This window comes from Phenylobacterium composti DSM 19425, from assembly GCF_059568645.1.
In genome coordinates, this window is sequence record NZ_JCANTT010000013.1 from 392,984 (window position 1) to 407,387 (window position 14,404).

General features: G+C 69.5%; 11 protein-coding genes and 2 tRNA genes. 8 read left to right on the forward strand and 5 right to left on the reverse strand.

Features of this window, described 5'->3' with window-relative positions; genetic code table 11:
- Positions 1-82 precede the first annotated feature (82 nt).
- Entirely contained in the window at positions 83-967 is an 885-nt protein-coding gene (locus BO64_RS08250) for a crotonase/enoyl-CoA hydratase family protein (protein ID WP_496402808.1), read from the reverse strand.
- Between the two features lie 140 nt (positions 968-1,107).
- On the opposite strand from BO64_RS08250, the gene BO64_RS08255 reads away from it, so the two are divergent.
- Both BO64_RS08255 and BO64_RS08260 read left to right on the forward strand, forming a co-directional pair.
- A complete protein-coding gene (locus BO64_RS08255; RefSeq protein ID WP_496402809.1) occupies positions 1,108-2,649 on the forward strand; it encodes an acyl-CoA synthetase in 1,542 nt (513 codons plus the stop codon).
- 44 nt (positions 2,650-2,693) lie between these two features.
- Positions 2,694-3,143, forward strand: coding sequence for a MaoC family dehydratase (locus tag BO64_RS08260; protein ID WP_496402810.1), 450 nt, complete (start codon positions 2,694-2,696; stop codon positions 3,141-3,143).
- A gap of 98 nt (positions 3,144-3,241) precedes the next feature.
- Here the strand turns inward: BO64_RS08260 and BO64_RS08265 are convergent, their stop codons facing one another.
- Positions 3,242-4,114: a S1 family peptidase gene (locus tag BO64_RS08265; protein ID WP_496402811.1), complete on the reverse strand. Its 873-nt coding sequence runs from the start codon at positions 4,112-4,114 to the stop codon at positions 3,242-3,244.
- Positions 4,115-4,336: 222 nt separating this feature from the next.
- Here BO64_RS08265 and BO64_RS08270 point away from each other — a divergent pair, with 222 nt between their 5' ends.
- The 5 genes from BO64_RS08270 (at position 4,337) to BO64_RS08290 (ending at position 9,908) form a co-directional block, all read left to right on the forward strand.
- The gene (locus BO64_RS08270; RefSeq protein WP_496402812.1) at positions 4,337-6,421 is read left to right on the forward strand and encodes a S9 family peptidase; all 2,085 of its coding nucleotides are present in this window, start codon (positions 4,337-4,339) and stop codon (positions 6,419-6,421) included.
- Positions 6,418-6,957 carry a GNAT family N-acetyltransferase gene (locus BO64_RS08275; RefSeq protein WP_496402813.1) on the forward strand — a complete coding sequence of 180 codons (540 nt, stop codon included), beginning with the start codon at positions 6,418-6,420 and terminating at the stop codon, positions 6,955-6,957. Before BO64_RS08270 ends, BO64_RS08275 begins: the two co-directional genes overlap by 4 nt.
- A 153-nt stretch (positions 6,958-7,110) precedes the next feature.
- Complete coding sequence (gene ahpC, locus BO64_RS08280) at positions 7,111-7,674, forward strand: alkyl hydroperoxide reductase subunit C (protein ID WP_496402814.1); 564 nt, start codon at positions 7,111-7,113, stop codon at positions 7,672-7,674.
- 92 nt (positions 7,675-7,766) lie between these two features.
- Positions 7,767-9,347: an alkyl hydroperoxide reductase subunit F gene (gene ahpF / locus BO64_RS08285; protein ID WP_496402815.1), complete on the forward strand. Its 1,581-nt coding sequence runs from the start codon at positions 7,767-7,769 to the stop codon at positions 9,345-9,347.
- 438 nt (positions 9,348-9,785) lie between these two features.
- Entirely contained in the window at positions 9,786-9,908 is a 123-nt protein-coding gene (locus BO64_RS08290) for a hypothetical protein (protein ID WP_496402816.1), read from the forward strand.
- 148 nt (positions 9,909-10,056) lie between these two features.
- Here the strand turns inward: BO64_RS08290 and BO64_RS08295 are convergent.
- Positions 10,057-10,130, reverse strand: a tRNA-Gln gene (locus BO64_RS08295).
- Between the two features lie 139 nt (positions 10,131-10,269).
- Here BO64_RS08295 and BO64_RS08300 point away from each other — a divergent pair.
- Positions 10,270-10,346, forward strand: a tRNA-Pro gene (locus BO64_RS08300).
- Positions 10,347-10,447: 101 nt separating this feature from the next.
- On the opposite strand, the gene BO64_RS08305 is transcribed toward BO64_RS08300, so the two are convergent.
- Positions 10,448-11,986, reverse strand: coding sequence for an MFS transporter (locus BO64_RS08305; RefSeq protein ID WP_496402817.1), 1,539 nt, complete (start codon positions 11,984-11,986; stop codon positions 10,448-10,450).
- Positions 11,986-14,181 carry a family 1 glycosylhydrolase gene (locus tag BO64_RS08310; protein WP_496402818.1) on the reverse strand — a complete coding sequence of 732 codons (2,196 nt, stop codon included), beginning with the start codon at positions 14,179-14,181 and terminating at the stop codon, positions 11,986-11,988. The genes BO64_RS08305 and BO64_RS08310 overlap by 1 nt, the downstream gene beginning before the upstream one ends.
- Positions 14,182-14,404 lie beyond the last annotated feature (223 nt).

A 14,404-nucleotide genomic window follows, 5' to 3' on the forward strand; every position in this document is an offset into this window, starting at 1 on the left:
ACGCCGGAACCCGCAATTCCGGCGCCGCATCTTGCGGATCGCAGCGCCGGAAAACCGCGGTTATTCTAAGAAATACCAGATATTAGCTGAACTTAGGCGCCTCCCAATGCGGCCACACGTCCGGCAGATCGGTCGAGACCCGGTCCGGATAGCGCGGCGGCCGCTTCTCCAGGAACGAGGTCACGCCCTCCCGCGCATCGCCCGACCGGCCGCGCGCCTGGATGGCCCGGCTGTCCGCCCTGTGGGCCTCCATAGGATGAGAGGCGCCCGCCATCCGCCAGATCAATTGACGGGTCAGGGCCACGGAAACCGGGGCGGCGTTGTCGACGATCTCCCGGGCCAGGGCCTTGGCGGCGGGCAGCAGCTCGTCCGGCGCATGAACCGAGCGGACAAGGCCCCGGTCCAGCGCCTCCTGGGCGGGGAAGATGCGGCCGCTGTAGCACCACTCCAGGGCGGTCTGGACGCCCACCAGCCGGGGCAGAAACCAGGAGGAGCAGGCCTCGGGGGTGATGCCGCGCCGGGCGAAGACGAAGCCGTAGCGGGCCTCGGTGGAGGCCAGGCGGATGTCCATGGCCAGCTGCATGGTCACGCCCACGCCCACGGCCGCGCCGTTGCAGGCCGAGATCACCGGCTTGAGGCTGTCGAAGATCCGCAGGGTGACGAGGCCGCCGCCGTCACGGTGGACGCCGTCCTGCTGCCGGGCGCTGGCGTCCTCGCCGCCGCGGGCCTCGTAGTTGAAGGTCTGGGCGCCGGCGGACAGGTCGGCGCCGGCGCAGAAGGCCCGGCCGGCGCCGGTGATGATCACCGCCTTCACCGCATCGTCGCCGTCGGTCTCATCGAAGGCGGCGATCAGCTCCTTCATCATGGTGGTGTTGAAGGCGTTCAGCTTGTCGGGCCGGTTCAAGGTGATGACGGCCACGCCGTCCTCGACGGCATAGTCCAGGGTCTCGAAGGCGGGCTTGGGCATGACGCTCCCTTTTCTTGCACTTGGATTGTTGGGCTGAATAACGGCCATTCCCCCAGCTTGACGGACCGTAGGTCAAGGTCCGCAATCCTTCGGCGCAGAGAAGCATTCGGCGGGCTCAACCCGCCCTGGGGAGCGAAACGATGCATCCGGCGCACCACGCCAAGACCCAGCCTGATCGGGCCGCCTATGTCATGGCCGGCAGCGGCGAGACGGTGACCTACCGCCAGCTGGAGGACCGCTCGAACCAGGCGGCGCAGCTCTTCCGGTCGCTGGGCCTCAAGACCGGCGACGTCATCGGCGTCTTCATGGACAACAATCCCCGCTACTTCGAGATCGCCTGGGCCGCCCAGCGCTCGGGCCTCTACTTCACCTGCATCTCGTCCAAGCTCACCGCCGGCGAGGTGCAGTACATCGTCGAGGACTGCGGGGCGAAGCTGCTCATCGCCTCCCCCGGCGTCGGCCCCGTGGTCGACGAGCTGCCGGGCGTGCTGAGGGACGTGAAGCTCTACATGGCCGCCGGCCCCGCCCGCGGCCCCTACGAAAGCTACGAGGCGGCGCGGGACGCCATGCCGGCCGAGCGCATCGCCGACGAGACGTCGGGCTCGGACATGCTTTATTCGTCGGGCACCACCGGTCGGCCCAAGGGGGTGAAGCCGGCCCTTACCGGCCTGCCCATCGACGCCCCCAACGCCCTGCAGATGATGGCCCAGGGCCTGTTCGGCTTCCAGGAAGGCTGGACGTACCTCTCGCCCGCGCCGCTCTACCACGCCGCGCCCCTGCGCTGGTGCATGACCATGCACAAGCTGGGCGGCACGGTGATCGTGATGGAAAAGTTCGATCCCGAGCACGCCCTGCAGCTGATCGAGAAATACCGCTGCGACTGCGGCCAGTTCGTGCCGACCCACTTCGTGCGGATGCTGAAGCTGCCCGAGGAGGTGCGGGCCAGGTACGATGTCTCGTCCATGAAGTCGGCGGTCCATGCCGCCGCGCCCTGCCCGATCCCGGTGAAGGAGCAGATGATCGCCTGGTGGGGCCCAGTGATCTACGAGTACTACGCCGGCACCGAGGGCAACGGCTTCTGCTTCATCACCTCAGAGGAGTGGCTCACCCACAAGGGCTCGGTGGGCAAGGCCGTCCTGGGCGAGCTGAAGATCTGCGGCGAGGACGGCGAGGAGCTGCCGCCCCGCACCGAGGGCGTCGTCCACTTCGCCAACGGCCCGCCGCTGTCCTACCACAACGCGCCGGAGAAGGTGGCCGAGGGCACCAACCGCTACGGCTGGACGACCCTGGGCGACGTGGGCTGGGCCGACGAGGAGGGCTACCTCTATCTGACCGACCGCAAGAGCTTCATGATCATCTCCGGCGGGGTGAACATCTATCCGCAGGAGATTGAGAACCTGCTGATCGGCCACCCCAAGGTCGCCGACGTGGCCGTGGTCGGGGCGCCGCACGAGGAGATGGGCGAGCAGGTGGTGGCGGTGGTCCAGCCGGCTGACTGGTCCGAGGCGGGCGAGACCCTGCGCGAGGAGCTGCTGGCCTTCGCCCGCGCCAACCTCAGCCATGTGAAGGCGCCGCGGAAGCTGGACTTCATGCAGGAGCTGCCCCGCCACCCCACCGGCAAGCTCTACAAGCGCCTCATCCGCGACGCCTATTGGGGCAAGGAAGGCTCGCGCATCGTCTGAGCCGTGCTAGACGCTCGGCCGTAAACATTCAGAGGGAGCAGCGTATGAACCCCGTCGAGATCAAGGACCTGCCCGGCCTCGTCGGCCAGGAGGTGGGCGTTTCGGACTGGCTCGAGATCACCCAGGACCGGGTGAACCAGTTCGCCGACGCCACCGGCGACCACCAGTGGATCCACGTGGACGTCGAGCGCGCCACGAAGGAAATCGGCGGCCCGATCGCCCACGGCTATCTGACGCTGTCGCTGATCCCGTTCCTCAGCCAGGGCCTGCTGCCGATCAAGGGCGTGACCCGCGGCATCAACTACGGCTCGGACAAGGTGCGCTTCACCAACATGGTCCGCGTCGGCTCGCGCGTGCGCCTGCGCCAGAAGCTGATCGGCGCCGAGCCGAAGGCCGGCGGCATGCAGATCAAGAACGAGTGCACCATCGAGATCGAAGGCCAGGAGCGCCCAGCCTGCGTCGCCGAGACCATCAGCGTCGTCTACGGCTCGTAAGACCGGGGCTCCCCCTCTCGGGGAGCGCACAGGGATCGCGGGGGTCGTCCGGGAGGCCGGGCGGCCCCTTCGACGTTTCAGAGACCCGCGCGGAGCCGCTAGTTCCGCGCCGCCTCCTCGGCCGAGGCCGCCTGGGCGCCCGCTACAGCGCCGGCCACGGGGCCCGCCTCGGCGACGACGGCGGACGGCGCAAGCGGATCGGCCAGGAGGCTGATCGTCTCGCGGATGTACTTGGCGTGGGTGACGATGCCGATCTCCAGCCGCTCGGAGTTCAGCTCCACCTGCTGGGTCAGGAGACCGGCGATGAAACCGGCCTGCGCCGCATCGCCGGGCCCCGTCTCGCCCCGGTCCGAGACCTGGGTCAGGCCGCCCCCCGGCTGGCGCGCACGGCTCACGAACACCGGCCCGCCCGAGTTTCCGGGGAAGACCGAGAAGTCCAGCAGGAAGGTCGGGAAGACGCTGGCCGGGGCCACCGGATAGGACGCCACCTTGCCCGCCCGCAGGATCGGAAAGCCCGCCTGATTGGCGGAGAGGCCGCGCGGGAAGCCCAGGGCCATCATCTCGTCGCCGGCGGTGACGTTATAGCTGGTGAAGGTCTCGTCGGCGGCCAGGTAGTTCAGCGGGATCGCGGCCTTGGCGAAGGCTTCGGGCGCCTTGATCTCCATCACCGCCACGTCGCGCGTCGGGTGATGGGTCCACAGCTCGCGGCCCTTGTCGTCGCGGATCTTCAGCTGCTGGGGCGTGTAGCGCCACGAGCCGTCGGCGTTGGCCACGCGATAGCCGATGCGGGCGTTGGCGCTCGGCATCTTCTGAAGCACGTGATTGGCGGTGACGAGGATGGTCCGCGGCTGGCCATCGGCGGCGGGGGCCGAGACCAGGAAGCCGGTCCCCACGGTCCGCGTCCCGTCTCCCAGTGGCTGTTCGAGCTGCACGGTCGCGTGGATCAGCTCGACCGCAAGATCCATGACCATGGCGGTCCCCGACTACTCTGAAACTCTGAAGCACCCCGTCGCGTCTTCGCGCGATCTCGATGTTGCGAATACTGAATCAGAGTCAGCGGTGGGCGCCAAGCGAACATCCCCGTGATCGGCCGCGCCAGAACGCCGCGACTTGGCCATTACGCCGCCCCGCCATGGGGGGACCGGCGCCGCACGGTCCTTGAGCGCGCCGCCGCGCCGTCGCATCTAGCGGGCATGAGCCTTCCCACCCCGCCCATCGCCCCGAAGCGCCCGCAGACCATCGAACAGCTCGGCCGCACCCGCACCGACGACTACGCCTGGATGAAGGACGAGGGCTGGCAGCAGGTGCTGCGCGATCCCAAGGCCCTGCGCGCCGACATCCGCCAGCACCTCGAGGCCGAGAACGCCTACACCCAGGCGGTGCTGGCCGGGACCGAGGACCTGCAGGCCCGGCTGTTCGCCGAGATGAAGGGGCGCATCAAGGAGGACGACAGCTCGGTCCCAGCCCCCGACGGCCCGTTCGACTACTACGTCCGCTACGACGTCGGCGCCGAGCATCCGGTTCACGCCCGGCGCCCGCGCGGCGGCGGACCCGAGGAGGTGCTGCTGGACGAGACCCGGCTCGCCGCCGGCAAGGCCTTCTTCCAGGTGGGCGCGGCCCATCACAGCCCCGACCATGCCCTCTTCGCCTGGGCCGCCGACGAGCAGGGCAGCGAGTACTACCGCATCCATGTGAAGGACCTGGCCGCCGGCGAGGAGGTGGGCGCTCCCATCGAGAGCGCCTATGGCGATTTCACCTTCTCTCCGGACAGCCAGTGGATCTTCTGGATCTGGCGGGACGAGAACGCCCGCCCCTCCAAGGTCTTTCGCCGCCCCGCTCGCGGCGGCGAGGACGTGCTGGTCTATGAGGAGACGGACGAGGGCATGTTCCTCGGCGTCGGGACCACGTCCGACGACAGCCACATCCTGATCCATGTGGGCAACCAGGAGACCACCGAGCTGTGGCTGATCCCGGCCGCGGACCCCACCGCCGCGCCCGTGGTGGCCGAGCCCCGCCGCACCGGGGTGAAGTACGAGCTGGACCACTGGACCGACCGCTGGGTGATCCGCACCAACGACGACGGCGCCGTGGACTTCAAGCTGATGACCGCCGAGGCGGCGGTCCCCGCCCGGAGCGCCTGGCGCGACTGGGTGGCCCATGAGCCCGGCCGCTACATCACCGGTTTCGCCGCCTATGCGGACCATCTGGTGCGGGCCGAACGGGTGAACGCCCTCGACCGCCTGGTGGTCATGGACCGGGCCGGGGGGGAGCATGTGATCGCCTTCGACGAGGAGGCCTACGCCCTGCACCTGGAGACCGGGTTCGAGTACGCCACCACGGTCACGCGTTTCGTCTACCAGTCGCCCACCACGCCCCGGCAGTGGTTCGACTACGACATGACCAGTCGCGAGCGGACCCTGCGCAAGACCCAGGAGGTGCCGTCCGGCCACGACCCGGCCCGCTACGTGGCCCGCCGCCTCTACGCCACGGCGCCAGATGGCGAGCAGGTGCCGATCACCCTCCTGATGCTGAAGGACACGCCGCGCGACGGCTCGGCCCCGGTGCTGCTCTACGGCTACGGCTCCTACGGCCACGCCATCGAGCCCAGCTTCTCCATCCGCAGTCTCAGCCTCGTGGACCGGGGCTGGATCTGGGCCACGGCCCACATCCGCGGCGGCTCCGACAAGGGCTGGGGCTGGTTCCTGGACGGGCGCAAGGAGAAGAAGCCCAACACCTTCACCGACTTCATCGCCTGCGCCGAGCACCTGATCGCCGAAGGGTATGCGACCAAGGGCAAGATCGCGGCCTACGGCGGCTCGGCCGGGGGCATGCTGATGGGGGCGGTGGCCAATCTTCGGCCGGACCTCTGGGGGGCGATCATCGCCGCTGTGCCGTTCGTGGACGTGCTGAACACCATGAGCGACACGTCCCTGCCGCTCACCCCGCCCGAGTGGCCCGAATGGGGCAATCCCATCGAGGATTCGGCCGCCTATGACCTGATCGCCAGCTACAGCCCCTATGACCAGGTGAAGGCCCAGGCCTATCCGCCGGTCCTGGCCACCGGCGGCCTGTCGGACCCCCGCGTCACCTACTGGGAGCCGGCCAAGTGGGTGGCCAAGCTGCGCGACCACACGACAGGCGATGCGCCGATCCTGCTCAAGATCAACATGGAAGCCGGTCACGGCGGCGCCTCCGGCCGTTTCGACTTCCTCAAGGAGATCGCCCTGGACTACGCCTTCGCCATCTGGGCGATCGAGGAGCGCTGGAAGAGCGAATGATCATCCGACCCGCGGGCCCCGAGGACGCCGAGGCCCTGGCCGCCATCTACGGCCATCACGTGCGCGAAGGCTTCGGCACCTTCGAGGAGACGCCGCCGAACGCCGCCGAGATGGAGCGCCGCCGCGCGGCCATCGCCGGCCGCGGCCTGCCCTATCTGGTGGCCGCCCTCGGCCCGCGGATCCTGGGCTACGCCTACGCCGGACCGTTCCGCCCGCGCCAGGCTTATCGCTACACGGTGGAGGACAGCGTCTATGTCTCCCCCGACGCCATCGGCCGCGGCGTCGGTCGGGCGGTGCTGGCGGCGGTGCTCGACCAGTGCGAGGCTCTCGGCGTGCGCCAGGTGGTGGCGGTGATCGGCGATTCCGGCAACGCGGCCTCCATCGGCCTGCACAAGACCCTGGGCTTCGAGCCCGCCGGGGTCGGTCGCGGCCTCGGCTTCAAGCACGGCCGCTGGGTCGACATCGTCTGGATGCAGAAGGCGCTGAACGGCGGCCAGGACGGCGCGCCGCAGGGGCCCGGCATCCGCCTGGACTGAGCCGACACGGCAGGGCCCGGCCCGTCTCAGGCGGCCCGCGCCGAGGGGCATAGAAAGCCTCAATGGAGCGGAGTTAGCAAAATCAATTTGCTTATGGCTGTGGAGGGACTACCTCAGAAGCCCTCAACCCTGGGACTTCAACTGGGAGCAGCCATGTCTCTGATCAACACCGAGGTGAAGCCGTTCACCGCCCAAGCCTACAAGGAAGGCAAGTTCGTTTCCGTCAGCGAAGCCGACCTCAAGGGCAAGTGGTCGGTCGTCTTCTTCTACCCCGCCGACTTCACCTTCGTCTGCCCGACCGAGCTGGAGGACCTGGCCGACAACTACGCCGAGTTCCAGAAGCTGGGCGTCGAAATCTACTCGGTGTCGACCGACACGCACTTCTCGCACAAGGCCTGGGCCGACACCTCGCCGGCCATCAGCAAGATCAAGTTCACCATGGTGGGCGACCCCTCGGGCGTCATCACCAACAACTTCGGCGTGATGCGTGAAGGCCAGGGCCTGGCCGACCGCGGCACCTTCCTGGTCGACCCGGACGGCGTCATCCAGTTCATGGAAATCACCGCCGAAGGCATCGGCCGTAACGCCGCCGAGCTGCTGCGCAAGGTCAAGGCCGCCCAGTACGTCCGCAACCACCCGGGCGAAGTCTGCCCGGCGAAGTGGGAAGAAGGCGAGAAGACCCTCGCCCCGTCGCTGGACCTGGTCGGCAAGATCTAAGCCTGACTGTCCCGGAACCGGCGCCGTCCTCGCGGCGGCGCCGGCCTCCCCAACTTCCGCCCCCCTGGAATTCTGTAGCCCCCGGAGCTTGCATGCTGGACGCCAACCTGAAAGGCCAACTGAAGGCCTACCTGGAGAACATCCGCGAGCCGGTGGAGCTTGTCGCCTCGCTCGACGAGGGGCCGAAGTCCAAGGAGCTGCTGGAGCTCCTCGAAGAGATCGTTTCGGTGTCGGACAAGGTGAGCCTGACGCGTCGCGATGACGACGCCCGCAAGCCGTCCTTCGCCATCACCCGCCCTGGCACGGACATCTCGGTGCGTTTCGCCGGGATCCCCCTGGGCCACGAGTTCACCTCGCTGGTTCTGACCCTGCTGTGGGTGGGTGGCCATCCGCCGAAGGTGGAGCCCGAGGTGATCGAGCAGGTGAAGGCGCTCGACGGCGACTTCCTGTTCGAGACCTACTTCTCGCTCTCCTGCCAGAACTGCCCCGACGTGGTGCAGGCGCTCAATCTGATGAGCGTCCTGAATCCGCGCATCAAGGCGGTCTCCATCGACGGCGCCCTGTTCAAGGACGAGGTCGAGGCGCGCCAGGTCATGGCCGTGCCCACCGTGCTGCTGAACGGCGAGCCCTTCGCCCAGGGCCGCATGGAGCTGGAGCAGATCCTGGCCAAGATCGACGTCGGCGCGGTCGCCCGCGCGGCCGAGAAGATCAAGGGCAAGGACGCCTTCGACGTGCTGGTGGTGGGCGGCGGCCCGGCCGGCGCGGCGGCGGCGATCTACGCCGCGCGCAAGGGCATTCGCACCGGCGTGGTGGCCGAACGCTTCGGCGGCCAGGTGCTCGACACCATGGCCATCGAGAACTTCATCTCGGTGCCGCACACCGAAGGCCCCAAACTGGCCGCCGGCCTCGAGCAGCACGTCAAGAGCTACGACGTGGACGTGATGAACCTGCAGCGCGCGTCCCGGCTGGTCCCGGCGCCCGCCGAGGGCGGCCTGATCACCGTCGAGCTGGAGAGCGGCGCTTCGCTGAAGTCCCGCACCGTCATCCTGGCCACCGGCGCCCGCTGGCGGCAGATGAACGTCCCCGGCGAGGACGAATACCGCAACAAGGGCGTGGCCTACTGCCCCCACTGCGACGGCCCGCTGTTCAAGGGCAAGCGCGTGGCGGTGATCGGCGGCGGCAACTCGGGCGTCGAGGCGGCCATCGACCTGGCCGGCATCGTGGCCCATGTGACCCTGATCGAGTTCGACAGCCAGCTCCGCGCCGACGCGGTGCTGCAGCGCAAGCTGGCCAGCCTGCCGAACGTGCGCATCGTCACCTCGGCCATGACCACCGAGGTCAAGGGCGACGGCCAGAAGGTCACCGGCCTGGTCTACAAGGACCGAAACTCCGGCGAGGTCCACAACGTCGACCTGGAGGGCGTGTTCGTGCAGATCGGCCTGGTGCCCAATACCGAATGGCTGAAGGACACGGTGGCGCTCACCAACCGCGGCGAGATCGAAGTCGACGTGCGCGGCGCCACCTCGATCCCCGGCGTGTTCGCCGCTGGCGATGCGACCACGACGCCCTACAAGCAGATCGTCATCGCCATGGGCGAAGGCTCCAAGGCCGCCCTGTCGGCCTTCGACTACCTGATCCGCCTGCCGGCCCAGGCCCCGGCCGAAGCGGCCTGACCGCCGCCAGAGCCTCAAGACCCTGAAACGGCCCCGGGGACCTCTCCGGGGCCGTCTTCGTTTGGGCGTCGTCTTTTCAGGATCGCCCCCCCCGGATCGCGCGGGCCGGAGGCCGAATCGATGGTTCCGCCCCAACGCCGCTCGCCAGGCGCCGCGCGGCCGGCTAGGCTTGGAGAACGTCGTTCTGGAGACTCCCCGCATGGAACGCATCGACATCGCCGAGAAGCTTGGCCGAATCACCGAGCCCTGGCGGCCGGGAATCATCGCCGAGCTGAACGGCCAGGAGCTGAAGGCCGTGAAGATCCGGGGCGAATTCCCCTGGCGTCGCCACGACGACGCCGACGAGATGTTTCTCGGCTGGAAGGGGCGATTCCGAATCGAATTCCGCGACCGCACTGTGGAGGTCGGCCCGGCCAGTGCGTCGTTGTGCCGCGGGGCGTGGAGCACCGCCCCGTCGCCGAGGAGGAGGCCGAGATCCTGCTCTTCGAATCGGCCGGGGTCCGCAACACCGGCAATGTGGTCGACGCCCGGTTCACCGCCCCGCAGGGCGTCCGAATCTAGGCCGGAAGGCCGCTTCCCGATTCACCCTCGTCGCGGCGCGTCAGGGCCGCCGAAACGGGCCCTCGACCGCTCATGAGGCGGATGGCCGCCAGGCCGGCGGACGCGGCCCCTCACGGGCCGCCGCGTTCGTCTCTGAAGAGGGAGGAAGTGGCTGGGGAACTAGGACTCGAACCTAGAATAACGGTACCAAAAACCGCTGTGTTACCATTACACCATTCCCCAGCAGGAACGGCGTCGAGGCGTGTCCCTCGCGGAGGCGGTGAGATAGCGCAGCAGCCCTGCGGATGCAACGCCCACAAACATCGATTTCGTCGGCTTGCAGCGACGCGGCGGCTCCTCTATAAGGCGCCCTCCTCGAGTTCGGAGTGTGGCTCAGTCTGGTAGAGCACTGCGTTCGGGACGCAGGGGTCGCAGGTTCAAATCCTGCCACTCCGACCATCTCTTCTCCCTGAACCAGACAGGGAAAATTCCTCGGAAAGCCGGCCGGAAAGGCGCCTGAGTTTCGCGGGCGCACGACGCCCCTGCGGGGCCTGTGGCCCTCAGGCGTCAGGCGATCCCCGCCGCCAGACGACATTGGCCTCGGCGTCGGCCGACCACACGCTGCGGAACACCTGCCGGCTCCGGTTGAAGCGGATCAGAGCCCCGCCAGGGAAGGCCGCCAGGGCCCGCAGCCCGGCCACGGGCGAGGCGTTCTGAACCCCTTCGCGCACGCGCTGCGTCAGCTCCTCCACGACCCGCGACCTGGCCACCTCGCCATGCTCGTCCACCAGGGTCAGGCGGTGCAGGGCGTAGAGGCCGAGGCCGGCCGAGATCAGGAAGTAGAAGTCCCAGTGGCTGAGCTGGAAGGTGAGCAGCTGATGCAGCCCCCGGGGCTCCTGCCAGGTGAGCTGCAGGCCCAGCTGCCGGGCGGCAAAGAAGTCGGCGAACATGCCGCCGATGATCGGCGCGACGCCGGCCGCCGCCGCGCCGAGCAGCGCGCTGGCCGCGCCATAGGCCGTGGCCGCGCCCTTGGGGGCGAGCTTCATGGTCAGGGCCCCCGAGGCGACGCCGACGCCGGCCGAGGCTGCGCCCATCACCACATGCAGCAGGAGCAGGAAGGCCAGCCGCAGCATCGGCTCGGTGATCTGGGACGCCAGCGCCATGGCGGCGATGCAGGCCAGGAACACCGGCGCCGCCAGGCCCAGGGCCGTCTTGTTGGAGAACCGGTCCGAGATCCGCCCCCAGCTGCGCAGCACGACCATGTTGGCGATCTGGCTGACCACCGAGAACAGCATCACGAAGCCGATGGAGATGCCCAGCCGCTGCACGAAGTAGACGGTGAAGAAGGGCGTGGCGGCGTTCACCGCGAACTGCCAGCTGGCCAGGAAGATGATCACCCGCCGGAAATTCCGGTCGCGCAGCGGGGCGCGCATCAGCCGGCGGATGTTGAGCTTCTGCTCCACCGGCGGCATCGGCGGCTCCGGCACCCGCGAAAGGTGCCAGGTGGAGGCCATGCCGGCCAGGAAACCCACCCCATAGAGGGCGATGAAGGCCGGGCTTGGGCCGCCGTCGCCGGCGTGCTCCAGGGCGAAGGCGGCGGCGAGGCTGCCGACAAGGCCGATGGCCGTGGCCCAGATCGTGCGCCGCGCGAAGAAGCGGCCCAGCCGGGCCTCGGGCACGAGGTCGCGGATCCAGGAGTTCCAGCTGCACGCGGCTACCGCGTTCAGCGCGCAGTGCACCGTCTCGGCCACCACCAGCAGGGTGAGCGCCACCGCCGTATTGGGGATCAGCGACAGCACCGCCATCACCGGCAAGGCGAGACGGGCGACGAACAGGGAGGCGATCGAGATCAGCCGGCGCCGCCGCACCCGCTCCACGAGGATCACCGCCGGCGCCTGCAGGAGCTGGGTCAGCAGCGGAATGGCGGCCAGGATGCCGATCACCTGGTTCGAGGCGCCGAAGTAGAGGGCGTAGGCCACCAGCACCACGCCCGAGTTCAGCGACCCCACCGCCGTGGCGAAGGCGGCGTCCCAGAACAGGCTGCGCAGCGGATCGCGCTCAGCTCGCGTCCGGGACGGCCGGGACCGCGGGGGGCGCATCAGCCGGGGCCGGTGGAAAAGGCGCCGCGGGCGCGCACGGCGGCCGCGTGGCGGGCGATAGCGTCCTTCAGCGGGGGCAGAATCCGCCCGTGCCGCGAGGCCAGGGCCGCCCGCCGGGGCCGCGGCGCGGGCCAGCCAAAGCTGGCGGCGGGCGCAGGCCGCAGCAGCCCCTCGTCCAGGTCCAGCGCCCGGGCGAGGTCCTGGGCGAACTCGAACCAGCTGCAGGCGCCGTCGTTGGCCAGGTGCCGCACGCCGGTCTCCCCGTCGATCATCAGGTCCAGGGCCGCATGCACCAGGTCGGGCACATAGGTGGGCGAGACGATCAGGTCGTCCGCCGCGGCCAGGGCGCGGCCGGCGCTCAGTTCCCGCTGGACCAGGGCGGCGAAGTTGTAGGGATCGTGCGGCGAGAAGAACGCCGCGGTGCGGATGATCAGGGGCCGCCCGCCGCAGGCCAGCACCTGCCGCTCAGCCTCGGCCTTGCTGGCGCCATAGACGTTGCAGGGAGACGGCGCGTCCGTCTCCACATAGGGTTCGGCCGCATCGCCGGCGAACACCAGGTCGCTGGAGAAGGTCATGAACGGCAGGTCCCGGGCCGCGCAGACGCCCGCCAACCGCGCCGCCCCCGCCGCATTCGCCCCGTGGCAGGCGTCGGGATCGGCCTCGGCCTCGTCCACCCGCACCCAGCCGGCGGCGTTGATCACGCCCCAGGCGTCGAGCTCGTCCAACAGCTCGGCGGCCCGCGCCCCATCCTCGATGGGCAGGCAGGCGCGGTCGGTCAGTTCATAGGCGAGCCCCCTGAGCTCGCAGGCCCGGGCTAAGGCTTGGCCGAGGGTTCCTGTGGCCCCGGCGATCAGCAGCGGCCGCGCCGCCCGGGCCGCAGGGGGCCTCCAGGTCCGGCGGGTCGGCTGCGGCGTCTCGGCGGCCGCCGGCCGGTGCTCCAGACGGATGTCCCGTCGCCACCATCCTGGGCCCTCGACGGCGGGATGCGGCGGGGCGCGGCTTCCTGCCAGCCGGCGCAGTTCGGCGGCGATGGCTGTCGGCCGGGGCGCGCCCCCGCGCACGTCGAATGCGCCGGGTTCGTAGAGGTCGCCGTCGCAGGTCAGCAGCCGGCACCAGTCGTGCGAGCCCAGCAGCGCCCAAGCGGTGAAAGCCCGCAGGTCCACGCCCCGGCGGCGCAGGCGCTGGCAGGTCTCCCACCCCTCGCGCAGCCAGCGCACCTGCTCCTCGCGGGTGCAGCCATTGTGACTCTCGGTGACGGCGAGCGGGCGGCGGTAGCGCGCCCAGGCCTCCTCCAGCGCGCCCTCCAGCCCGCCGGGCGCCGGCACGGCCACCCGGATGGCGGCCACGTCGGCATAGGCGATCGCGCCGTTCCCGCCCCGCGCCGCCTCGGGATAGGCGAGGATGTCGTCGTCCAGGAACCGGTCGCTGGTCAGGTAGTGGTTCACGCCCAGGAGGTCGGCCGGACACGGCGCCTCGGCCAGCCGCCGAAGCTGCGCCTCGAGGCCCAAGGCGGTCACGCGCTCCCACAGCTCATGGCCCGGGACCACCCGGCCCTCCAGCAGGTCCCAGGTCATCCAGCGGCGGGCGTTGTCATGGGCCGCCTGTTCGAGCGTGGCGGCGCGGCCATAGGTGCGGCCAAGGTCCTCGGTCTGCACCAGCTCGGCCTGCGGGATCACCGCCCGGATCTCCGCCATGGCCCGCTGCACGCCTTCGATCTGGTTCAGCAGCGCCCGCCAGAACAGGCCCTCGTCCCGGCCGTGCGGGAACCACAGGCCGTAGAGAGCGGCGAACCGCGCCGTGGTCAGCGGCTCGTTGATCGGGGTCCAGGCGCGCACCCAGGGATAGCGCTCCGCCGCGGCCCGGGCGTAGCGGGCGAACTTGGCCGGGAAGGCCTCGTCCACCAGGCTCGTGTAGGCGGGGCCGCTGCCGTGGTGCAGCAGGCCCACGATCGGCCGCATACCAAGCTCGGCGATGCGCGCCAGCCGGGCGTCGCTCCAGCGCCAGTCGAACACCTTCGGATCGTCAGGCGCCACCCGCTCCCACAGGACGGGATAGCGGAGCGCCTGCAGCCCCAGGGCGGCGAACCGGTCGAGATCGTCGGGGCGATGCTCATGGCCCGAGCGGACCGTCTGGTCGCGCCAGAGGTCGCCTACGCGGTTCACCGTGCACTCGTGTCCGCCCCAAAGCTCCAGCATTCACCACCCGCGTCCATGCGTCGGGTAGCGAACATGTAGATTGCCATTCTGTTGCACCGCTTATCTTTAGATAAATCGGAATAGTACAGCTTATTTCAAATATTTTCCAACCAGCAGACAAACGAAAGTCCAACGGAACACTTTAGATGTTCTTGACTTATCTCCCCCATGGAACGGGAGATTCCGCGCGCCGCGCCTCGGGCGGGCGACGCATACGTCAGCT

Bases quoted from the DNA above. Each gene is read 5' to 3' on its own strand.
- BO64_RS08275 (WP_496402813.1), top strand. From the start codon at position 6,418: ATGATCATCCGACCCGCGGGCCCCGAGGACGCCGAGGCCCTGGCCGCC.
- BO64_RS08250 (WP_496402808.1), bottom strand. From the start codon at position 967: ATGCCCAAGCCCGCCTTCGAGACCCTGGACTATGCCGTCGAGGACGGC.
- BO64_RS08260 (WP_496402810.1), top strand. From the start codon at position 2,694: ATGAACCCCGTCGAGATCAAGGACCTGCCCGGCCTCGTCGGCCAGGAG.
- BO64_RS08310 (WP_496402818.1), bottom strand. From the start codon at position 14,181: ATGCTGGAGCTTTGGGGCGGACACGAGTGCACGGTGAACCGCGTAGGC.
- BO64_RS08265 (WP_496402811.1), bottom strand. From the start codon at position 4,114: ATGGTCATGGATCTTGCGGTCGAGCTGATCCACGCGACCGTGCAGCTC.
- BO64_RS08270 (WP_496402812.1), top strand. From the start codon at position 4,337: ATGAGCCTTCCCACCCCGCCCATCGCCCCGAAGCGCCCGCAGACCATC.
- BO64_RS08305 (WP_496402817.1), bottom strand. From the start codon at position 11,986: ATGCGCCCCCCGCGGTCCCGGCCGTCCCGGACGCGAGCTGAGCGCGAT.
- ahpF (WP_496402815.1), top strand. From the start codon at position 7,767: ATGCTGGACGCCAACCTGAAAGGCCAACTGAAGGCCTACCTGGAGAAC.
- ahpC (WP_496402814.1), top strand. From the start codon at position 7,111: ATGTCTCTGATCAACACCGAGGTGAAGCCGTTCACCGCCCAAGCCTAC.
- BO64_RS08255 (WP_496402809.1), top strand. From the start codon at position 1,108: ATGCATCCGGCGCACCACGCCAAGACCCAGCCTGATCGGGCCGCCTAT.